Here is a 23,513-nt window from a genome sequence, read left to right on the forward strand (position 1 = left end):
ATACAATATTAATAGCTTTATTTTAAAGGATTTTGTTACAGAAAGATTTAATCTTTTGAAATAATACTGTACTTAATATATTTGTCATGATAGCAAGTAATCATTTCACTAAAGAATTCATAAAAAGATTCATACTTTTTTACATTTACAGGATTGGGTTGATAACTATCTCCTTTTTTTATAAAAATCTTACCTGCTTCTTTAAGATTCTTAAAGAGACCAATTTCAGTAAAAGCGAGCATTGCTTCACCTATTAAAGTTGCGTTTTCTGTAAGAGATTTAGTTACGGGCATATTAAATATGTCTGCTAATATTTGTGGCCAAACCTCGCTTTTGCTACCAGATCCTCCTACAGTTAAATATTTTAAATGAACATTATTTTCTTCTAGTGCTGTTTTTAGGAGATTTAAACTATAACCAATTCCTTCGAATATTGATCTCGCCATATGTGAAATGGAGTGAGTTGTTTTTAAACCAAAGAAACTTCCTGTGGCAAGACTTCCAATTCTTGGATCCCTTTCTCCAGTTAAAAAAGGAAAGCAGATTAGGCCATTTGATCCTACTGAGACTTTCATGGCTTCCTTGTTTAGATCTTCATAACTCATGCCCTTTGCTATATTATTTATAAACCAATCGATAACAATCCCTGCATTGTTTACTGCAGCACCTGTTGCCCAAAGATGTGGGAGTAAAGCATATGTTTGAAGTCTATAGGATCCACTTTTATCAAGTAGAGGTTCACTGTAGGCACATCTAAACATTGCTGTAGTTCCTAGGTTACAAACTGCATTATCTTCAAAGCCACCCATTCCCAGGATCATAGCTCCACCATCATATACCCCCAACATCACTGGAATTTGTTTTTTCAGTCCCATTTTATTGGCTACTTCTCTCTTTATAACATCTGCTATTGCATTCCCTGGTAATAATCTTGGGAGTTGTTCTCTTTTAATGCCTGCTTGTTCGACTAATTCCTCATCCCAATCTTGAGTTCTTATATCTAAGAGTTGTGTAGTAGACGCTACACTTGGTTCTGATATACATTGTCCTGTTAATTGGTATATGAAAAAACTTTTAATGTCTATTATCTTGTTTATGTTTTTAAAGATATCCGGTTTTTCCTTTTTGAGCCATAAAATCCGTTGTAATGTATAATTAAATGCAGGTGGACAACCTGTTTTTTGATAGATTTTTTCTGTGGAGAATTTCTTTTCAAAGTCAATCATTATCGATTGAGATCTAGTATCTAATAACGTAATCATACCAGTTAATGGTTGGTAGTTTTTATCTATAGGTAAGAAGCCAAATTGATATCCAGATAATACCAATAGAACGATTTCATCCTTAAAATTAGCAACTGTTTTTTGAGATAGTTCGAGAAAATCACTCCACAATTCTTTTGGATTATGTTCTGCTGCTCCTTCTTCGTTTCGATACATATTAATCTTTTTTGTTTCTTGAGAGACAACCTTTCCCTGTTCGTTTACAATTGCGAGTTTCATGTTTGTTGTACCAACATCAAGAACTAACACGTGTTTCATTGAAGAAACGCTCCTTTCGAGGTTTTTAGTCATTATTTTTATCTTGAAAATTTACGAGGATTTTTTCAATGACTTCGGGATTAACTATTTGATCAGGAATTTCACCATTTACTAATTTTTCAATGTCTTCGACCATTTTTTCGTCCATCTTTCTTAAGGAGTATGTACCGTATCCTCCAATATGAGGCACAATGTAGACGTTTGGAAATTTTAGCAGAGGATTATCAGGTTCTATTGGTTCTGTTTCTACTACATCAAGTCCTGCAGATAGGATTTTTCCAGTTTCTAATGCTTCAATAAAGTCCGAAAGATTTATTAATTCTCCTCTTGCAGTGTTAACGATTACTACTCCATCTTTCATTTTATTAAAAGCCTTTTTGTTGATAAAGTGGTAGTTTCCTTCGTTGAGAGAGGCATTGAGACTGATTACATCGGAAGTTTTTAGTAATTCATCGAATTCAACAGGTTTTACTCCGGTTTTTTCTATAACCTTGTCTGCTATGTATGGATCATATGCAATTACTTCTGATTTAAAACCTTCTTTTACAATTTCTGCAACCCGACTTCCAATATTTCCATAACCAATAATGCCTACAGTAATTTTTGAAAGTTCTTTTCCCATGAAATTTTTTCTTTCATGCCATTTATTTTCTAAGACCGCTTTATTTGCTGGTATTATATGTCGAAGACAAATTAGCATTAAACTCACCGCAAGTTCTGCTACCGAATCTCTTTCATGAATTCCCAATACTCTTGTTACCATTACGTTGTTTTCTGTTGCGGCTTTTATATCTACATTATTATATCCAATACCATGTCTTGCTATTAACTTCACATCTTTGTTGTACTTGAAAAACTCCGCTGTAAAATTAGGTGTCACACTAGCAATTATAAACTTAAAACCCTTTAATTTTTCTGCTAAATCTTTGCCGCTTATTTTTGGATCTACATTAATTCTTTCTACAACGCCTATATCCCTTAGTCGTTGCATTAAATCAGGAAAGTATTCACCAAAAGTGCTTGAATTCACTATTGCAATATTGTTCTTATCTTTAGTCAATATCTTATCCCCCTTAGTTAGATATTATGTATATCCTGCCATTCCGTGTGAAAAATACCCTCTTTATCTCTTCTTTCATATGTATGTGCTCCAAAATAATCTCTTTGAGCTTGAATTAGATTTGCAGGAAGTTCTTTTGAACTTAACCCATCAAAATAATCAAGGGCTGAACTGAATGCTGGTATGGGAATCTTAGTTTTTTTAATATTAGAAACAACTTCTCTAAGTTTTGGGACTCTGTTTCTAAACTCAGTAATAAACTCATCTGAAATTATTAAGTTTATCAAAGCCAAATCTTTCTTGTAAGCTTTTTGAATAGGTTTTAGAAAAGCAGACCTAATTATACATCCATCTTCCCAGATTCTGGCAACTTCTGATAAATCAAGATTATAACCATATTCATCTGAAGCCACTTGAAGTAATTTCATACCTTCAGCATATGCTATTATAGTTGATATATATAGAGCATCTTTTAAAGCATCAACAAATTCTTTATTTAGCTCAATTTCTATAGGAGCTTCATATACTTCTGAAATTTTTACTCTTTCATCTTTTATAGAAGAAAGTGTCCTAGCATTAACAGCTGCATTTATTGTTGGAATAGAGATATTTAAGTCTAAAGCGTCTTGAACGCTCCATTTACCAGTTCCTTTTTGTTTTGCACTATCCAAAATAACATCAATAATTGGTTTTCCGGTTTCTTCATCTTTCCATTCCAAGATCTTATAAGTAATTTCCATTAAATATGATTTATGCTCTTCGTTCCATTCTTTGAATATTCTACTCATCTCTTGTGGAGTTAATTTAAATACTTTTCTCATAATATCATAGGCTTCTGAAATTAGTTCCATAATAGCGTATTCTATACCGTTATGAACCATTTTCACATAGTGACCACTCGATTTAGGTCCAAGGTAAGTAACACATGGACCATCTTCTGTTTTTGCCGCAATAGCTTCGAGAATATCTTTTACTTCATCATAAGCAGATTTGTCTCCTCCAGGCATAATCGAAGGGCCATGTAGCGCTCCGTATTCTCCCCCACTTATTCCAGTACCTAAAAATCTTATACCCTTTTTAGAAAGTTCTTCAAATCTTCTATCTGTATCTTTATAGTAAGAATTTCCTCCATCTATTATTATGTCCCCTTTTTCTAAATAAGGTAACAACTCGTTAATAACATCGTCAACGGGTTTTCCAGCTTTAACCATTAATATTATTTTTCGAGGTTTTTTTAAAGAATTTACCAAATCTTGTATTGAATAACTACCTTCTATATTTTTATTTTTTCCTCTTTCTTCAACGAACTTTTGAGTTTTTTCATTAGATCTGTTATAAACGGAAACTTTAAAACCTTTAGACTCAATATTCAATGCCAAATTTTGCCCCATAACCGCCATTCCGATAACAGCAACATCGTTTTTCCCATAGTTCATACTATCATCTCCTTTCTTTATCTTTTAAAGACTAACTTTAAAAATTTGAAATTTGTATTATATATATTTTAGCGTTAAATTTTTTATAACCGCACTGAGCCCACTTTAAATTCAAAATAACATTTTATAGGTTAATTTTACCGTTACATAATAGAGTTTAACTGTTTTAAGAACTGGACGAATTCTTTTATTTTTAAGACAATTAGTTACTATACGCCACTATAAGCTGAAAAACCACCATCTATAGGGACAACAACTCCGTTTACAAATTCAGAACTATCACTTATCAACCATATTATTGTTGAAATTAAATCTTCGGGATTCCCGAATCTTCCCATAGGTGTATGATCCAATATCTTGTGCCCCCTCTCAGTGAGGCTGCCATCCTGATTAGTAAGCAAGAATTTATTTTGATTTGTCAATAAAAATCCAGGAGCAATCGCATTTACTCTAATTTTTTTTGAATAATTGTGGTTCATATGAACAGCAAGCCATTGAGTAAAATTACTTACAGCAGCTTTAGCCGCCGAATAAGCAGGAATATTTGTTAAAGGTCTAAAAGCATTCATAGAAGAGATATTAATAATAATTCCTTCTTTTCTTTTGGCAAAATATTCACCAAAAACCTGTGAAGCTAAAAAAGTTCCCAAAAAATTTAAGTTAAATACCCATTGAATAGAATCTTGCGGTAAATTGAAAAAAGATTTTTCTGCACTTGTGGTAGCTTCAGGCTTATTTCCTCCTGCTCCATTTATAAGTACATCAATTTTACCAAATTTTGCGATAATTCCTTCTCTTGCTTTAACTAAATCCTCTTTTTGTAAAACATTAGTTTTTACAAGTATATGCTCAACTTTCTTTTGTGTTAGTTCTTCACCTAATTCTTCTAAGGCTTTTTCAGAGAGATCTAAGACGGCTATTTTTGCTCCTAAAGTACCTAAGGATCTTGCCATCTCTGAACAAATAATACCTGCACCACCAGTTATGGCAATTACTTTGCCCTCTACGTTAAAAAATTCATCAATTTTACTCACTTTTATCATCTCCCTAAAATAATTTTTTACCCCCTTTAGAAATTCTAAAACTTAAGTTTTGCCAATATTTTAGTTTTAAATTTTTTTCAAAAATATCTTCCTACTTCTAATATTTACTAATTTCTAATTTCTTTTAGCTTTTTCGGTACTTGTACCGAAAGGGGAGAGGGGCTTCGCCCTGGACCCATTTTAAATACAAAAGATTATTTTTAAAAAGTTCTCCATTTTAAAGTCTTTATCTATTTTGGCAAATTGTTTATTTTTTGAGTTACTCGGCACTTGTACCGAAGGAATGGGGAGAGGGCTTCGCCCTGAACCCATTTTAAATACAAAAGATTATTTTTAAAAAGTTCTCCATTTTAAAGTCTTTATCTATTTTGGCAAATTATTTATTTTTTGAGTTACTCGGTACTTGTACCGAAAGGGGAGAGGGGCTTCGCCCTGAACCCATTTTTAGAATCAAAACCTTATTTTTAAAAAGTTCTCCATTTTAAAGTCTTTATCTATTTTGGCAAATTGTTTATTTTTTGAGTTACTCGGTACTTGTACCGAGAGGGGAGAGGGGCTTCGCCCTGAACCCATTTTAAATACAAAAGATTATTTTTAAAAAGCTCTCCATTTTAAAGTCTTTATCTATTTTGGCAAATTATTTATTTTTTGAGTTACTCGGCACTTGTACCGAGAGGGGAGAGGGCTTCGCCCTGAACCCATTTTAAATACAAAAGATTATTTTTAAAAAGTTCTCCATTTTAAAGTCTTTATCTATTTTGGCAAATTATTTATTTTTTGAGTTACTCGGTACTTGTACCGAGAGGGGAGAGGGGCTTCGCCCTGGACCCATTTTTAGAATCAAAACCTTATTTTTAAAAAGTTCTCCTTTTTAAAGTCTTTATCTATTTTGGCAAATTATTTATTTTTTGAGTTACTCGGTACTTGTACCGAGAGGGGAGAGGGGCTTCGCCCTGGACCCATTTTAAATTCAAAACCTTACTTTTAAAAACACTTCATTTCTAAAGTACCTATCTGAATTTTTTAACTTTTTCGGTACTTGTACCGAAGGAGGAGATGGGGGCTCCGCCCTGGACCCATTTTAAATTCAAAAACTCATTTTACTGGCTGATTTTTTAATTTTCAATTTTAGAAACACACTATGTTATATTTCTATTATACAATTAATTCGTTCTAAAATGAAATTAATAAAAATGCGGATAATCAACTTCATTTATCGTTAAATCGATTTAATCGCTTATAAACGCGAAATATTTATGAAAATTTAACAGATAAAAAGTCTATAGAAAAAATGTAGCAGCAAAAGATGACCATCCTTGATTCAAAGAACCTCGAAAATAAGCAGGGCTATAATATTCAACAGGATTTATCCAACCTTTATCCAATGAATATTTCCACCATCTCATGAGTGGATACTTATAATCCATATTTTCTCTTCTTTTAACTAAGGCATAAATTGACGATAAATAAGGCCAATCACTTCCATTATGGTAACGATACGGGAAAACACTCTTACTAAAAAGATGTTTTTTAGATTTAAAAAAAGGCCACACTGACATTACTCCCCAATCTCCAAATTTTTGATCGGGGTTATTTTTTGTTTCAAGCATTTTTTCCATTGCAAAAAGAGTCTTTTGTTTTTTTTCATTATCCGCAATATCGAATAATATAGATATCACAGTATCAATATTTAAATGATCTTCACAATAATCGCCAATAAAATCATTAAAATATCCTTTTTCTTCATTCCACATTTTTTTATTGAAATAATACTTCATCTTTTCATATTTATCAAATAACTCTTTTGAAATTTTATCTCGAGAGACCATTTTATAAATTAAAGCTGCTTTACGAAACGCTTCTATTTGAATTGCCAAATCATAAGTGACATAGCCATTTCTATAAACATTATCCGCCCAATCGTTTGAATCGAAAGGCTTGTTCATTAAAAAATCTTTATCATTTGACATTTTTAAGTACCTTTTCAGAATAAATCCTACCTTGTCTAAAATGGTCCCTTCTGAAAATTCTTCTTTTAATATTTCTATGTCTCCCGTCTTTTCGATATATTGGGAAAGAAGAATTACATAATAACCTCCTGAATCGTGATGATTAGACCACCAATCTTTTTCATATCTATAAGATGTTTTTACTTGTTTTGGTAAAAGTTCCTTTTTTTCTCTAATAAATTCAAGTTCTTCTTCTCCTAATATCATTACACCACTCGGACACGAACCATCTTTATGAACTCCTTCTGATAGTAACAATATCTCATTTCTAGCAAATTGAGGGTCAATTTTCATTATTGGTTGGATGGTCCAAAATCCGTCTCTAAAATAAGTCCTATTTGGAAAAGAGTAATTTACACCCGCTGCTAAACCTAATTTCCCATCGAAATCTTTTATTGATGAGAGAGCAGTATGTGTTGAAAATAAAAATAATATTTTTTCTAAATCTTCCAAATAATTATATTGAGGAGTTAGCTTTTTTAAATAATTAATATAATCGTTATTCTTTTCAGTTAAATCTTTTTCTCCACTTTTTCCTATAGATATTTCAATAATCCTTTCTTTGTCACTTTCTATATTAAAAACTATTCTTTCATCTTTTTTTATATTTTTAATTTTTCCTTTTGTTACTTCTATCACAAAATCGTCTTTCAATTTGATACCTTTGTTAAATGTTTGTGTTTCATATTTTATAGGGATCTCTACTTTATCAAAAAAAGGTAATTTGAATTCTTTTTTAAAAATGAGTCTAAAAGAGAACTCCAAATTTTTAATATTTTCAAATTTAATCAAAAAAGAATAACTTTGTGGCTCACTTATAATATTCATCTTTGAGATCCTATTTGATAATTCAATACCGTCTGGATAAAATCTAACTTTTTCTATTTTTAGAAAATCAAAATATATATTTGACATAACAGTTCCATATTTATTTGAAAATATAGAAAGCGGCATCCCTTTTTTTATTATCATTGTAAGATTTTTGTTGGTAATTATATATTCTTGAGGTATTTGAGAAAAATAAGTTATACTTCCATTCTGATCTATTGTATAATTCATCTGATCACCTCTATAAATATTCTTTAGTTAGAAGATATGGGTAAAAAGCTTCTACTGCCTTTTCTTTATCCTCCAAAATTTCAGAGGCAAAATATTTGTTTATCAAAGAAATAGATTCTAAGACACCTTTTTGAGATTTATAGATGTTTAATATTTCAATCTTCTTTTCTAAAAATAGTGTAATATCTATAAATAATCTTGATTCTGGCATATAAGTAATATCGGGTATAAACATAAGGACATTTTTGCATGTATATGGTTCACCATCCAAATCAGTTCTTTTAGTTCTTGCTAAAAACAAAGCGTTTTTTGTAATATTGCCTATAATCTTGTGATCAGGATGTTTATCCTCAAAATAATGAGTGAAAAGTATTTTTGGTTTATATTTTCTTATTAAATTGGCAATTGTTTTTGTTAAATCATGATAATCTGTTAAGTACCCATCTTTCAGTCCAATCATTTCAAAATAATCAAGTTCTAAAAATTTAGCCGCACTTTCTGCTTCAAGTTTTCTTATGGTTACATCGTTATTTTTACCTGCAGAACCATCGGTCATTATGACTCCTGCACAAATTTTACCAGTTTTTTTTAATCTTAAAATGGTGCCTCCGGCAAAAGCTTCGTAGTCATCTGGATGCGCCCCTAAAAAAAGTGCATCTACCATATTAAATCACCTCTTCTATTTTATAGACCCCATTGTAATGCCTTTAACGAAATATTTTTGAAACGATAAGAATACTATTAAAACAGGAATCATAGAAAGCGTTGTCATTGCTAACAAAGACCCCCATTGCACAGTATGCTCTCCGGAAAATAGTGCTAATCCTAACTGTATAGTCATATATTTAGGAGAACTCACTACCAATAAAGGCCATATATAATCATTCCAACGCCAGGTGAAGGAAAGGACAGCTAAAGCAGCTATCACAGGTTGACATAACGGAAGAATAATCCTCCAAAATATTTTTAGCTCACTTGCACCATCTATCTTTGCACTTTCTATAACTTCGTTAGGAATAGACGATTTTATATACTGAGTTGCTAAAAAGACTCCTGTAGGTGTAGCAGCAGGTGGAATTATTAAGCCCCAATATGTATTTATCCATCCTATACGAGCTAATACAAAGTATATAGAAATCATTATTACTTGGAGAGGAATCATTAGTGTTGATAAAAATAAAGTAAAGAAAAAATTTTTAGATTTAAATTTTATTTTTGCTAAGGCATATCCCGCCATTAAACTTATAATTATAGTTATTATAGTTGAACTTACAGTAACTATAACTGAATTTTTAAAATATGTAAGCATATCTGTAGTTTGTATAACTTTCACATAATTTTTTAACGTAAACTCTGAAATTAATTTTGGTGGATAAGCAAACAGATCTTTTTCTAAGCGAAAACTTGAAATTATAGTCCATATTATAGGTAAAACATAAAGTAAAGCAAAAATATACACAAGAATGTTTATTAAAATAACGATTTGTTTTTTCTTCACGTAATTATTCCTCCTCACGCATATATCTAAATTGAATTAAGGTCAATCCAAGTAATACAAAAAACATAACTACAGACATAGCTGCAGCAAGTCCCAATTTATAATCTTGAAACCCTGCTTCATAAACTTTTTGAACCATAAACATAGTAGCATTCCCAGGTCCACCTTTTGTGAAAACGTATACTAACTCAAAACTTCTAATAGCCATAATCATAGAAAGTACTAACACAAGTATAGAAGTAGGACGTAGCAAAGGAAAAGTTATGGACCAAAATCTTTGCCATTTGTTGGCCCCATCTATACTAGCAGCATCGTAAACCTCCTGTGGAATAGAAGTTAAGGCTGCATTGAACATGACCATGAAATATCCAGCCACATACCAAATATTTACTATTGTAACCCAAAAAAAAGCTAAATTTGGTTCTAATAGCCACATTTTTGGTTGCATACCCATTTTTTCAAGCATAATATTTAAGAATCCTGCATCTATATCTAAAAACCATTTCCAAGATAGAGCTACGATAACCGGAGACAAAATCCAAGGCCAGTAAAACAAAGTTCTTAAGAAATTTTTTCCTTTGACTGTTTCAGAAGTAGTTATTACAGATAAAAATAATGAAAAGAAAAAAGAAACAGGAACAAATATTGCTGTAAAAACAAATGTTCTTAACATACTTCTCAAGAAAGATGAAGAACTAAAATCAGAAAATATAGTTTTAAAATTTTCTATTCCTATGAAATTCGATTGCGTTCTTAACATACTATAATCTGTAAAAGCTAAATAAAAACCAGAAATTGCTGGGAATATAACAAAAAGTGTAAATATAATTAAATTTGGTAATATGAAAAAAATTCCTACCATTTCTGATCTAAAATTTTTTGATGTATTCAAAATATCCCTCCTATAAATTAATCCGCATGCTGTTAAAGCATGCGGATTTCATAAATTTAAAAGAAATTACTGTAGTCCTGCTTCTTTTCTAAGTTGATCAGCAAGATCTTTCATAGCTTTTTGAGGAGTTTTTTCGTGTGTTAAAACTGAAACAACCATGTTAGTTATAGCCGAAACATTTCCTTGAATTACCGGAGCTGTTTTTAAATTGTACCAATCAAAATCTTGTCTTTTTTTTGCAGCAGGAGATGTATTTAATAAGTCGTTCATAGCTACCATATTAGCTTCTTGAACCATTTTATTTTCATAAGTAACTTCTCTCATATCAGCTCGATCAGGTAATAAGTACAATGCTGAACTTATTTCAGCGAGATTTTCTTTATTAGTCAAATAAAAAGCTAATTCTACACCTTTTTGTGTTAACGGAACTATCAATTTTCCTCCTGAATATGTGTATCTTTCTCTTTTAACAGGCATAGGAATGGCTCCCCATTCAAAATCTAATTGTTCCGCAAAAGTAGGAAGCATCCAAGTACCAGACAAATACATTGCTGACAATCCATTTTGAAAATATTTTAAAGGTGCATCCCCAGATATCCAAACCGCTTTAGGAACTAAATTTTCATCATGTATTTTTAAAAAGAACTCCATAGCTTCTATAGATTCTTTGGAATCAAGAATAATTTTTGTGCCTGTTTCATCCCAGTATCCTCCACCAAATGTATAAAGCAGCCACGAAAATCTTGAAGGACTTCTGTCCCAAACCAACGGATATCTTACTCCAGATTGCTTTAATTTCAACATCGCATCATACCATTGATCTATAGTCCATACACCATTTATTGGTACTTCAACACCAGCTTTTTTAAATAATTCTTTATTATAAAATAATGCAAAGACATCTGTTGTATAAGGAATTGCTGGAATCATGCCGGCTTCTAAACTGTAAGTTTTAAACCAACTCTTATAAACAGTTACATTATCTAACCATTCCATAGGTTCCATTCCAGTATGTTGTTTTATAAAAGGAGTTAAATCTAAAGCGTAGTCTTGTAAATATACAACATCGGTTTCTCTTGCAACATCAGGGGGTGTCCCACCCTGTAACATCATTATCATCTTAGTTTTCCAATCAGCATAAGGGATTACCAAGAGCTCTATATCTTTTCCTGTTTCTTTTTCATAAGCTTCTAATTGCTTTCGAAATACAGGTAAATCTGGTCCGTCAATAAAAGTTGCAAAAGTTATATCTTGAGATATAACTAACGTTCCAAAAAACAAAAATAACCCTATCAAAGATACCATCTTTAAAGCTTTTTTCATAATCACATACCTCCCTTTATTAAGAAAATTTCACTAAATTTAGAAATTCAAAACTTCACATTTTATAAATATTTTAGAGTTTAACTTTTTATAAAATACTTCCCCGCTTCTAATCCTTACTAATTCCTTCTTTCTTTACCTTTTTCGGTGCTTGTAGCCAAGAAAGGGGGAGAGGGCTCCGCCCTGGACCCATTTTAAATTCAAAAGCTTATTTTTAGAAAATTCTCATTTCTAAAGTCCATATAAGAAAATTACTCACTTTAGAAATTCCAAAATCCTTGTTATGTATATATTTTAGCGTTGATTTTTTACAAAATACCTCCAAAATTCTAATTTTGACCAATTCTCTATTTCTTTAATTTTTTAGGTACTTGTACCAAGAATGGCGAGAAGGCTCCGACCTGACCCCGTTATAAATTCAAAAGCTTATTTTTAGAAAATTCTCATTTCTGAACTCCTACCAAAAAATTAATTTACCTTTATTTAATAAACAACTTCGCCTTTTATCCCAACGGTAATTTTCTTTAAATACAGTTCTATTGCTAAAATCGCTGCTCCTTCGACTATAGAAATTTCTTCACTTTTATGTATTTTTACGTCTTTAAAATCAGGATATAATTCTTTCCACCGTGTAATAATCTTGTTTATTTCTTTTTCGTGTTGACAATTCATAACGATTTTATCAGGCTGTAAAACGTAATAGATATTTCTTAGCAACTTCAACCATTCAGCAATTATATGTTCTTCTTGGGCTTTTTCGATATATTTCTCCAGAGTATCTCCATAAGTAATGATACTTCCTAATTCACCAGCTTGTCCTTTTCCTACATATAATTCACCTCCAAAAATTAATCCCATTCCAACACCTTTTCCCCAATAAATACATACTATGTTTTTTACATCTTTTCCATAATAAAATTTCTCTTTTATGGCTAACAGATTTGCGTCATTTTCAAACGAAATTAAACTTTTTGGAAATAATTCTTTTATCGTTTCTACCACCTTTTTTATATTGGTTTCATTTATTTTGAGGGCTGAAGAATTTATAAATCCATCTTTTGAAACATATCCAGATATTCCTAAAACAGTGGAAAGGACATTTTCCTTTTTATCGATATCTTTTAAACTTTCTTTTAATTGGTTACATAAGTCATCTATACAATCAAATTTTTTAAAAAAACATTTTTTAGAAAATAGTAATTCTTGCTTTAGGTTGTACACTCCATAAATAATAAATTCATTTTCAACTTGAATACCTATTATTTTGTTTTCATTACTAAATTCTAAAATATCTGCTTTTCTTCCTAATTTTGAACCCGTTTTACCGTTATTAATAACAAGTTTATTTATATAAGGTTCTAAATTTCTTGAGACCGTCGGAGCACTAACTCCTAATTTTTTGGCAATTTCTGCTTTGGTAGCTTCTTTATGTGTGTATATATAATTCAAAATTTTTAACCTATTAATATTTCTAATTCCTTTTATATGTCCATTATCTTGAATAATTTATCACCTCACTAATTCTTAATTCCTTTAACTTCTTCTTACATGTAGCCAAAGAGGGGAGGGCTTCGCCCTGGACCCATTTCAAATTCAAAATTCTATTTTTAGAAAATTATCTTTTCTAAAGTTTTTATCTAATTCTCATAAAATATGAATTTCTTTAACTTCTTCCTACATGTAACCAAAAAGGGGGAGGGCTTCGCCCTGGACCCACTTTAAATTCAAAATTCTATTTTTAGAAAATTATCTTTTCTAAAGTTTCTATCTAATTCTCATAAAATATGAATTTCTTTAACTTCTTCCTACGTGTAGCCAAAAAGGGGGAGGGCTTCGCCCTGGACCCATTTCAAATTCAAAATTCTATTTTTAGAAAATTATCTTTTCTAAAGTTTCTATCTAATTCTCATAAAATATGAATTTCTTTAACTTCTTCTTACATGTAGCCAAAGAGGGGGAGGGCTTCGCCCTGAACCCATTTCAAATTCAAACGCTTATTTTCTGAAAAATTATCTTTATAAAGTCATTATTTTAATTAATTTCTTACTGTATGTAATTATATTAAACACCTTTTTTATAAAAAAACAAAATCCCATAAAGTACGATCTGAGTTAATTAAAGGAGATTAAGAGCTTTTATATTGATATATTAAAACTTTTAGTAAAATAAAGATTTAGAAAATTAAATTTTCTTTGATAAAATATTGTATACACTAAAATTTATAAAAAAAGGAATTTAAAGATGGTTGATATTATAACTGTTTCTGATGAAGAAGTGTACTTAAAAAACAAGGCCAAGAAGAAAATTGATATACTTATATCTGCCGGAGATCTCTCACCAGGGTACCTTGATTATTTAATAAACGAATTCAAACCGTCTATAAGTATTATGACTCATGGTAATCATGACAAACGTTATTATCCTAAACTTTACGAAGAAGAGAACAATTCCTTTTCTAAAGTATATAAAGGAGTTTACGTACTAAATCATGGAGTTGTAAATCTTAAAAATTTTATAAATAAAGATATTGTAATAGCTGGATTCTCAGGATCTTTGGCATATGGATACCGGCCTTTTTATTTTAAAGAAAGAGATGTTAGCAAGTTTAGGAGAGAAATACTTTTTAATTCTATTTTTAAAGGAAACAGATTTAGTAAAATAGACATCATAGTAACTCATAATCCACCTTATATAAAAAATACAATTAAAAAGTTTGGTCAATCTCATACACCGTCAAAATCATTGGGACAGATCTTTTTTTCTTTCTTTCCCAAGTTGTGGCTATACGGACATATTCACCCTAAATATGCTTTTCAGGAATTAGATTTTATTATTAAAGTTTCTAATCATATTTCTTATCTTATAAACACTATTCCTTATAAGTTTATAAAATATGATGAAGAAAAAAGAGAGGTTTTAGAAATAGAATCTTACAAGAAGATTCAGCCAAAAGTAATTTTATTTAATTAACTGAATAAAATTTTAATATTTTTAGTGTATATTTATTATGGTATAAATAAAAACACTATCGAAAGTATAAAAATGTTGTGAGTACCGCTTCGAAAGTAAAAGGAGAGATTTTTATGTATCGAACAAATAGAAGCCAAAGTAGAACAGAATATGAAAAAGCTTATCGGCTTGCGAGAAGAGATTTTTTAAACGAAATTTCAAAAGGAAAAGACGGTTATTTACCGGCTCTTGAGGACATAATACAAAACGTTGAAATATCAAAAGAACAAAATTTAGGAACCATAGACATACCTATCGAAAGAATTAAAGGAACCTATTATCATTCTCGTGCAGTTTCTTTTTCAAAAAACTTTTATCCCTTAATGAAAATTGACACAGAATTTGCTAGCAAATGGATTAATTTATATGAGGCTCAGGCAGAAGAAGGTATAAGAGAACCTGTAACTGCCTATGAATATTTGAATTGGTTTTATATAGTTGAAGGTAATAAAAGAGTTAGTATATTAAAATATTTAAATGCTTTTTCAACACGGGGTGAGGTTATAAGGCTTATACCAAAATGGGATGAAGGAGATCCGGAAATTAAAATATATTATGAATTCCTGGATTTTTATGAAAAAACAAAAATCAATATTATATGGTTTGATAAAGAAGGCAAGTTTAAAGAATTATATGAATTAATAAAAGACTATGAAAAGAAAAGTGAATTTGTAGAGAATAAATACGACGAACTAATAAATTCGATTTATTTACCTTTCAGAAAATTGTACAGAGAAATTGGAAAAGATAAACTATCTCTTTCTGAGGAAGAAGCTTTTATAGAATATCTCAAAAAATATGGAATAGATAATATGCCCGAAATAGAAAGAGAAATGAGAGAGCAAATAAAATTTTTGGTAGATGAGTTGAGTGAAAAAGAAGAACATCCTTTATCTATTCCACTATTCAGAATTTCTACTATTCTTTCAGGAGCCGCTTTAAAAGTTGCTTTTATTTATAATACACGTATAGAAGACTCAGCTTGGACTTATTCTCATGAATTAGGAAGAAGATACGTTGAAGAAAAATTAAAAGGTGAAGTGATAACAAAATGTTTCGAAAACGTATCAAGTTCTAAAGTTTATGAAAAAATTTTAGAACAACTTGAAGAAGAAAAATTTGATCTTGTCTTTTCCACGAGTTTTGATTTTTTGCATGATAAAGAAACAAAAAAATTCCAAAATGTTAAGTTCATGCATTTTTCGGGTTATAGAGCATTAGAAGATATAAACACTTACTATGGGAGAATGTATGAACCAAGATTCCTTGCCGGAATGATCGCTGGCGCGATGACTAAAACGAATCGTTTAGGATATGTAGCTTCGTATGGTATACCAGAAGTAATAATGGGAATCAATGCTTTTGCACTTGGGGCTAAGTCGGTAAATTCTAAAGCTGAAGTACATGTTGGTTGGACTAACGCATGGAAGAATTATGAATATGAAAGAAATACTGCAAAATATTTGATAGATGAAATAGAAGTGGACGTTTTAACTCATCATCAAGATTCCGCTGAGGTATTAAAAGTTGGTGAAGAACATAACGTATATACTATTGGTTATCATTATGATATGAGAGAATTTGCGCCTTCTACCTATCTAACCTCTGTAGTATGGAATTGGGGTATTTATTATGAAAACATTATAAAAGACGTACTAAGAGGTTCTAATTTTTCTTTGTTTAGGTTATTTTCAGGTTCTGAAAAAATAGAAAATTTCTGGGGAGGACTTAAAACTGGAATAGTAAACTTAGCCCCTTTGAGTGATTTAGTTTTGCCTCAGGTGAAAAATCTTGTAAAACTTGTTAAAAATGATATTATAGAAGACAAATTTCATCCTTTTAGAGGACCTATTTACGATAAAAAAGGGAATTTAATGGTTCCAGAAGATAAAGATATTTCTGACGAAGAGCTCATGAACATGGACTGGTTTACTTACAACGTATTTTATTCTTAAAAAAAGAAGAGGCGCTAATGATTGCCTCTTCTTTTTAATTCATTTCTAAAGTCAATACTTAATCTTTATTAAATTTTTCGATAAGTTCTAATGTAATTTCATTCATGTTTTCAACAATTATGTCTGCTTTGGATAAATCTTGATTCATAGAATTAGGATTATTAAACCCAATACAAACCATTCCGGCGCATTTAGCTGCTTTAACACCATTCTTTGAATCTTCAATGACTAAACATTCCCGAGGTTTTACATTCAATAATCCTGCAGTATAAATAAATAAGTCAGGTTTTGGTTTTCCGCGAGAAACGCTTTCTGCACTCACTACTACATCAAAGTATTTACTCAGTTGAAATTTTTCCAACACTTCTTTTATTAAAATTTCTGGAGAGGATGAAGCAAGTGCAACTTTATAACTATTATTTTTCAACAATTCTAAAAGTTCTACTACACCAGATATAGGTTCTTTTGCATATTTTTTTATATGTTCCAAATTTTCTAAGTTTTGCCTATCTACCAACTCTTGAACCGTTTGTTTTAAATCATATTCATTTTTTATTTCATTCCACATGTCTTCATTACTAACTCCAATATATTTTACATAAATACTTTGAGTTATAGGTATTCCCAATTCATCAAAAATACGTTTATTTGCATCATAATGAATAGGTTCACTGTCTATTATTACACCATCCATATCAAATATAATAGCCTTTATCATTAGATCCTCCCAAAATCAAATATTTCTAATTACTTTAGAAACTTTAAAACTTAGCTTTTTCAAAAATATCTGCATAGTTCTAATAGTCGCTATTATCTATTATCTTAACATATTGGGTACTTTTAATGGGAAAAGGGAGAAAGGTTCCCTTCCCGTTATAAATTCAACAGCTTATTTTTAAAACCGCTTTATTTATAAAATCTCTATTAAACATTTTGAAGTTGCATTCCATTATTATTTATCACATTTATTTTTAAAAATTCTTTTATTTCTTTTTCTCCACCAACAAGTTCTCTTAATTCATCAATGTCTTTTTCCATCATTTTTTTAAATTCTTCTCCATAAATCGTTTCCTTTTTAAAAACGTAAGCAGCCATTAAATCTAATCTTTCTCTATTCTTTTTAAGAATATCAATTGCTCGTTCATACATGGTATTTATTATCTTTTTTACTTCTAAATCTAACTCTTTAGCGGTTTCTTCAGAATAGTTCTTTTGCTTTGTTAATTCACTACCTAAGAATACTTCTTCCTCTTCGCCTTCCCAATAAACAGGCCCTAATTTTTTAGACATTCCTAAACGATAAATCATATCTTTTGCGTAATCTGTGGACTTCTTCAAATCATCTTTTGCTCCACTTGTTGAAAATCCAAATATTATCTTTTCAGCTGCTCTTCCTCCTAATGCTATGGTTATTCTATTTAATATTTCAGACTTTTTTATTAAATATCTATCTTTCTCCGGTATCTGTAAAGTGTGACCTAACGATCCCGCACCTCTTGGAATTATTGTGATTTTATAAATTGGGTCACTATTAGGTAAGGAATATGCCAATATTGCATGCCCCATTTCATGATATGACAAAATTTTTCTCTCTCTATCAGACATTATTCTATACTTTTTGGACGGTCCAGAAATAACTCTTTCTATAGCTTCTTCGAAATCACTCATTTCAATCTGAACTTTTTTCTTTCGTGTAGCAATCAAAGCAGCTTCATTAACTAAGCTCTCTAAATCAGCTCCAACAAAACCCGGAGTTCTTTTAGCTAAAATTTCCAAATCCACGTCAGAAGCAATTTTCTTATTTTGAGTATGGATTTTCAATATTTCTTTTCTACCATTTACATCAGGTGGCCCAACCAAAATTTTCTTATCAAAACGCCCTGGTCTCAATAAAGCTTTATCAAGAACATCAGGTCTGTTAGTTGCCGCCATAACTATTACTCCTGTTGAAACATCAAAACCATCGAGTTCTACCAAAAGTGCATTTAATGTTTGTTCCCTTTCATCGTTGCCGCCACCCAATCCAGCTCCACGCTGTCTACCTACCGCATCTAACTCATCAATAAATATTATAGATGGTGCATTTTCTTTAGCTGTCTTGAAAAGGTCTCTAACTCTGGAGGCCCCTACTCCTACAAAAAGCTCAACAAAATCTGATCCGCTGGAATAATAAAAAGGTACGTCGGCTTCTCCAGCTATAGCTCTGGCTGTTAAAGTTTTTCCCGTTCCCGGAGGACCCACGAATAAAATACCTTTTGGCATTCTGACTCCCAATTCTTGAAATTCAGCCGGATTCTTTAAAAACTTTACAATGTCTTGTACTTCTTCAATAACCTCATCTATTCCTGCCACATCTTTAAAAGTAACTTTTTTCCCAATTGGTTCGAACTTTTTTGAAATATTTTTTCCAAAGTTCATACTGCCTTGGGCTCCAGATGCTGCTGAACGATAAAGCCAATAAAAAAACAGCGCAATTAAAACTATTGGTATAAGATTGATAAGAATATTAAACCACCATTTTGTTCCTACATTTTCTTTGTAGCTTATTTTTATTCCTTGATCTACCAAATTGTTAACGTATTGTTTATCCAACAACAAACTTGGAGAAAATGTTTGATATGATTCTCCGTTATTAGTTACAATATTTATCGTTCCATTTTGGTTGATCTCTAAAGATTCCACTTGATTTTTATTTATCATAGTAATTAATTGAGAATAAGGTATTACCGGAACATTTTCACGATTCAAAAGAACTAACGCTACTATAAAAACTCCGATAAATAATATGTATATCCAAATAATATTAGAAATTTTCGTTTTTTTAACTTCTTTCTCGTTATTTTCTGGATCTTTTTTCTTATCATTTTTTTTGTCTTCATTATTTTCTGCCATAGTTTACCTCCTACTAAACTTTTATTTACTCACTTTAGAAATTATAAAACTCAAATTTATAAATATTTTTATGTTTAATTATTTCAAAAATACCTCCACAATTCTAATTTTGAGCCATTCTCCATTTCTTTAAGTTCATCGCCACACATACTGAAGGATAGGGAGAAGGGCTTCATCCTGAACCCAGCTTTAAATCTAAAAGATTATTTTATTGCATAATTAGTTAATTTTCCAATTTTGTAGCGAGTTTAATTATTTTATACCTACAAATTTTCGATTTTGTTTTATTATAAAAAGCATATTCACTATCTAATTTATCAAAAAAATATCTTATATGAAAATGATTGTAAAACTCAAAGCTGAAAATGAGATTAGAAAAAAGGTATCCCGAGTTTCCCATTTAAATTGTTTAAATCTTGTTCTTCCTTCCCATCCATTATAACCTCTGGCCTCCATAGCAATACTTAAATCTTCTGCTCTTCTTAGAGCAGAGACTAACAAAGGGATGATTATAGAGATTGCTCCTTTAATTCTTCCTGAAAATTTTCTATCATCAAAATTGGCACCTCTACTTAGTTGAGCTCTCATTATTCTATCAGCTTCACTTGCAATAACAGGAATAAATCTTATAGCTATCGTCATAACCATTGCAATCTCATGTGAGAATCTTTTGGGCACAAAAAACCATCCTAAAACATCTTCAAGAGCATGTGCAAGAGAAGTTGGAGATGTAGTTAGCGTTAACACGGAAGACAATAAAACCGCAAAAACTATCCTAAAAGTAATAATTGCGGCATTGAAAAGGCCCTTATCGCTTATTCTTATGAATCCAAATTGTAAAAGTGTATTACCCCCAACAGTAAAGAGCTGGACTACAAAGGCAAAAATCACAATAAACCATATAGATCTTAAAGATTTCATATAATATCTCAAACTTAATTTTGATAATAACATTAGAACTAATGTATATATAGACATTAGAAGTACATCGTAAAAACTATTTATGGAAAAAGCAAAACCAGCTAATACAAAAAGGCCTAAAAGTTTCACTCGTGGATCCAAAGAATGCATAAATGAATTTCTTTCCACGTATCTTCCTAAAGCAACGTTATCTAAAAGCATTTATGTACTCCTCATACTTATAATTTATATATCCACTTTAGAAATTCCAAAACTTAAGTTTTTACCATATTTTGGTTTTAAATTTTTTCAAAAATACATCCTCAATTCTAATCTTCACTGATTCTTAATTTCTTTAACTTCTTCGCTACGTGTAGCGAGAGGGGAGAGGGCTTCGCCCTGGACCCGTTTTAAATTCAAAAACTCAGTTTCAGAAATACTCCTTTTCTAAAGTTTCAATTTAATCCTTTTAACTTCTTCGCTACGTGTAGCGAGAGGGGAGAGGGCTTCGCCCTGAACCCGTTTTAAATTCAAAAGATTATTTTCTGAAAATTATTATTTCTAAAGTCCCTAATAACTTATACCCTTATATTGTAACATAATTATGAGTCTTTTGTATTGTTTAAAAGTTTATAAAAGAAAAATTTTAAAAAATATTATTAAGTATTTCTACTCTTTTTATTTAAAATTATATTAAATATAAAATAGCTGAATTTTTGTTGAAAATTAAAAAATGGTATAATTTAGGAAGTAGAAGATTCGTAAAAGTTTCTAAAAGTTTTTTATAGTAATCAATTTAAAAATTTAACAGGGTGGTTAATTAAATTGACTGTTCGAGTTATAAAGGCGCGTAAAAGTTATAAGAAGTTTGTTTTTACCATCATTGTAGCAATTTTAGTTCTTTTAGTTTTTTTATCTCTTTTAATTATTTTACAACCTGGTAGAGAAAAATACAATGAATATCTTACCCAAGTTTCTTTTTTTGAGAGTTATTTGAAGGAATACTATCAATTTGAAGAAGAAGTGATACGTGATTTTACAGACGCTTTTATGATGCTATACGAAGAATATACATATATTACAGAATTAGTTTTGCCTATAGAATTATTGGCAATTGGTATTGTAGAAACAAATTTTAAAAACGTTAAAGGAGATAAGGGAGAAAGTTTAGGATACTTCCAAATACAAGCTCCAACCTATTGGTATATGAAAAATAAATACCCTGAAATTTATGAAAAACTAAATTTCACTCATGCGTGGTACTGGGATAATGTAAAGGTTAGACCAGACGTTCAACTTATTACCGCAACTCTTTATCTTTATGATTTAAAAATTAGATATGGGGAAACAGAAGCTTATAGTCTTTACAATGGAATTTCGAAGGCTTATCAGGATAAAGTAAATTATACAAAAAGTTGGTTGAAAGTTAAATTTGAAGAATATAAGGAGGCTCAAAAGGAACTTTCTAAATGAGAATTTTTTAAAAATAATCTTTTGTATTTAAAACGGGTCCAGGGCGAAGCCCTTCACTCTTCTGACTACAAGTACCGAGTAACTCAAAAAATAAATAATTTGCCAAAATAGATAAAGACTTTAAAATGGAAAACTTTTTAAAAATAATCTTTTGAATTTAAAATGGGTTCAGGGCGGAGCCCCTCTCCCCTCTCGGTACAAGTACCGAGTAACTCAAAAAATAAAAAATTTGCCAAAATAGATAAAGACTTTAAAATGGAGAACTTTTTAAAAATAATCTTTTGTATTTAAAATGGGTTCAGGGCGGAGCCCTCTCCCCTCTCGGTACAAGTACCGAGTAACTCAAAAAATAAATAATTTGCCAAAATAGATAAAGACTTTAAAATGGAAAACTTTTTAAAAATAATCTTTTGAATTTAAAACGGGTCCAGGGCGGAGCCCTCTCCTCTTTGGCTTCACGTAGCGAAAAAGTTAAAGAAATTAAGAATTAATAAGTATTAGAATTGAAGACATGTTTTTGAAAAATCAATTCTAAAACATATATAATAAAGAAAAGATTTTAGAATTTCCAAGACAGGAGGTATATATGAAAATTAAAGAACCGCTCATTAGTCAGCCAATATTTTCCGAAAAAATTTGGGGTAATAGAGACATTAATAACCTGTTTAATATTGATTCAAAAGATCCAATAGGAGAAGTTTGGCTATTTTCAAGTTTAAAAAATTCTGAAACGATATTATTTGGTAAGGAAAGTAAAAGAGAATATGGAAAAGTAAGTCAAATTTTTAGAGATTTTCCGCTGCTTTTAAAATTAATAGGGACTTCTTCTTGGCTTTCTATACAACTTCATCCTGATAACGAAATGGCAAAAAAAATAGAAGACCAACCTTGGGGAAAATCGGAAGCATGGTTTTTTTTGAAAGACGGAGGTCAAATAAAGGTCTCTAACAATAACGAAGAAATTCTAAAAGCTATGAAAGATAACACATGGGATAATGTTTTAGAAACTTACCACATGGATAAATTTGACTCAATCTTTATACCAGCTGGAACCGTTCATACTTTAGGTCCAAATAGCTTTTTATTAGAAATTCAACAAAGTTCTGATTTAACTTACAGATTGTATGATTGGGGACGCCCAAGAGAGATTCATGTAGAAAAGTCAAGGGAAGTTTTAGAAAATGTTAAAGCCACTTATTGCCTTTCGAGGAAAATTAATGGAATGCATACCGTTTATTTTAGTTTCCAAAAATTTTCTAATGAATTGAAAAAAGGATTGGGTTTATTTGTCAATCTTAAAAACTATGAAACAATCGTTCTTGCCCAAGACGTAGAATACTATTTTGAAGGTGAGTTTATAGAATTTAGGCTCAATGAAAAAGGTTGGAAACCCATGATAAATAAAAATAATTAATTTTTATAA

At 30.6% G+C, this 23,513-nt stretch carries 17 protein-coding genes; 4 read left to right on the forward strand and 13 right to left on the reverse strand.

Annotated elements, in window-relative coordinates:
• Positions 1-47: 47 nt before the first annotated feature.
• The 10 genes from X924_RS04660 to X924_RS04705 all read right to left on the reverse strand — a co-directional run bounded on the left by X924_RS04660 (position 48) and on the right by X924_RS04705 (position 13,367).
• Positions 48-1,541, reverse strand: a complete 1,494-nt coding sequence (locus X924_RS04660) for a gluconokinase (protein WP_158245315.1) — start codon at positions 1,539-1,541, stop codon at positions 48-50.
• Between the two features lie 25 nt (positions 1,542-1,566).
• The gene (locus X924_RS04665; RefSeq protein ID WP_369826023.1) at positions 1,567-2,532 is read right to left on the reverse strand and encodes a D-isomer specific 2-hydroxyacid dehydrogenase family protein; all 966 of its coding nucleotides are present in this window, start codon (positions 2,530-2,532) and stop codon (positions 1,567-1,569) included.
• A gap of 86 nt (positions 2,533-2,618) precedes the next feature.
• Positions 2,619-4,037 carry an NADP-dependent phosphogluconate dehydrogenase gene (gene gndA, locus X924_RS04670; RefSeq protein WP_121957786.1) on the reverse strand — a complete coding sequence of 473 codons (1,419 nt, stop codon included), beginning with the start codon at positions 4,035-4,037 and terminating at the stop codon, positions 2,619-2,621.
• Between the two features lie 209 nt (positions 4,038-4,246).
• Positions 4,247-5,071, reverse strand: coding sequence for an SDR family oxidoreductase (locus X924_RS04675; RefSeq protein ID WP_121957854.1), 825 nt, complete (start codon positions 5,069-5,071; stop codon positions 4,247-4,249).
• A 1,289-nt stretch (positions 5,072-6,360) separates the two neighbouring features.
• Complete coding sequence (locus X924_RS04680; protein ID WP_121957787.1) at positions 6,361-8,148, reverse strand: amylo-alpha-1,6-glucosidase; 1,788 nt, start codon at positions 8,146-8,148, stop codon at positions 6,361-6,363.
• 10 nt (positions 8,149-8,158) lie between these two features.
• Entirely contained in the window at positions 8,159-8,812 is a 654-nt protein-coding gene (locus tag X924_RS04685; RefSeq protein WP_121957788.1) for a PIG-L deacetylase family protein, read from the reverse strand.
• A gap of 15 nt (positions 8,813-8,827) precedes the next feature.
• Entirely contained in the window at positions 8,828-9,646 is an 819-nt protein-coding gene (locus tag X924_RS04690; protein ID WP_121957789.1) for a carbohydrate ABC transporter permease, read from the reverse strand.
• A 4-nt stretch (positions 9,647-9,650) separates the two neighbouring features.
• Positions 9,651-10,538 (reverse strand): carbohydrate ABC transporter permease, encoded by an 888-nt coding sequence (locus X924_RS04695; protein ID WP_121957790.1) that lies wholly within the window; start codon positions 10,536-10,538, stop codon positions 9,651-9,653.
• Positions 10,539-10,604: 66 nt separating this feature from the next.
• On the reverse strand, positions 10,605-11,861 hold the full coding sequence (locus X924_RS04700; RefSeq protein ID WP_121957791.1) for a sugar ABC transporter substrate-binding protein: 1,257 nt from the start codon (positions 11,859-11,861) through the stop codon (positions 10,605-10,607).
• A gap of 483 nt (positions 11,862-12,344) precedes the next feature.
• The gene (locus X924_RS04705) at positions 12,345-13,367 is read right to left on the reverse strand and encodes an ROK family protein (protein WP_369826024.1); all 1,023 of its coding nucleotides are present in this window, start codon (positions 13,365-13,367) and stop codon (positions 12,345-12,347) included.
• Between the two features lie 735 nt (positions 13,368-14,102).
• On the opposite strand from X924_RS04705, the gene X924_RS04710 reads away from it, so the two are divergent.
• Complete coding sequence (locus tag X924_RS04710) at positions 14,103-14,831, forward strand: metallophosphoesterase (protein WP_121957793.1); 729 nt, start codon at positions 14,103-14,105, stop codon at positions 14,829-14,831.
• A gap of 113 nt (positions 14,832-14,944) precedes the next feature.
• Positions 14,945-16,825 (forward strand): BMP family ABC transporter substrate-binding protein, encoded by a 1,881-nt coding sequence (locus X924_RS04715; protein ID WP_121957794.1) that lies wholly within the window; start codon positions 14,945-14,947, stop codon positions 16,823-16,825.
• A gap of 58 nt (positions 16,826-16,883) precedes the next feature.
• On the opposite strand, the gene X924_RS04720 is transcribed toward X924_RS04715, so the two are convergent.
• The 3 genes from X924_RS04720 to X924_RS04730 all read right to left on the reverse strand — a co-directional run bounded on the left by X924_RS04720 (position 16,884) and on the right by X924_RS04730 (position 20,839).
• The gene (locus X924_RS04720; protein WP_121957795.1) at positions 16,884-17,543 is read right to left on the reverse strand and encodes an HAD family phosphatase; all 660 of its coding nucleotides are present in this window, start codon (positions 17,541-17,543) and stop codon (positions 16,884-16,886) included.
• A 206-nt stretch (positions 17,544-17,749) separates the two neighbouring features.
• Positions 17,750-19,717: an ATP-dependent zinc metalloprotease FtsH gene (gene ftsH / locus X924_RS04725; protein WP_121957796.1), complete on the reverse strand. Its 1,968-nt coding sequence runs from the start codon at positions 19,715-19,717 to the stop codon at positions 17,750-17,752.
• Positions 19,718-20,047: 330 nt separating this feature from the next.
• On the reverse strand, positions 20,048-20,839 hold the full coding sequence (locus X924_RS04730) for an energy-coupling factor transporter transmembrane protein EcfT (RefSeq protein WP_121957797.1): 792 nt from the start codon (positions 20,837-20,839) through the stop codon (positions 20,048-20,050).
• 603 nt (positions 20,840-21,442) lie between these two features.
• Here X924_RS04730 and X924_RS04735 point away from each other — a divergent pair.
• Both X924_RS04735 and X924_RS04740 read left to right on the forward strand, forming a co-directional pair.
• Positions 21,443-22,090 carry a hypothetical protein gene (locus X924_RS04735; protein ID WP_121957798.1) on the forward strand — a complete coding sequence of 216 codons (648 nt, stop codon included), beginning with the start codon at positions 21,443-21,445 and terminating at the stop codon, positions 22,088-22,090.
• A gap of 586 nt (positions 22,091-22,676) precedes the next feature.
• A complete protein-coding gene (locus tag X924_RS04740; RefSeq protein ID WP_121957799.1) occupies positions 22,677-23,504 on the forward strand; it encodes a type I phosphomannose isomerase catalytic subunit in 828 nt (275 codons plus the stop codon).
• Positions 23,505-23,513 lie beyond the last annotated feature (9 nt).

It is taken from the genome of Petrotoga sp. 9PWA.NaAc.5.4, assembly GCF_002895485.1.
Taxonomy (GTDB): Bacteria; Thermotogota; Thermotogae; order Petrotogales; family Petrotogaceae; genus AZRK01.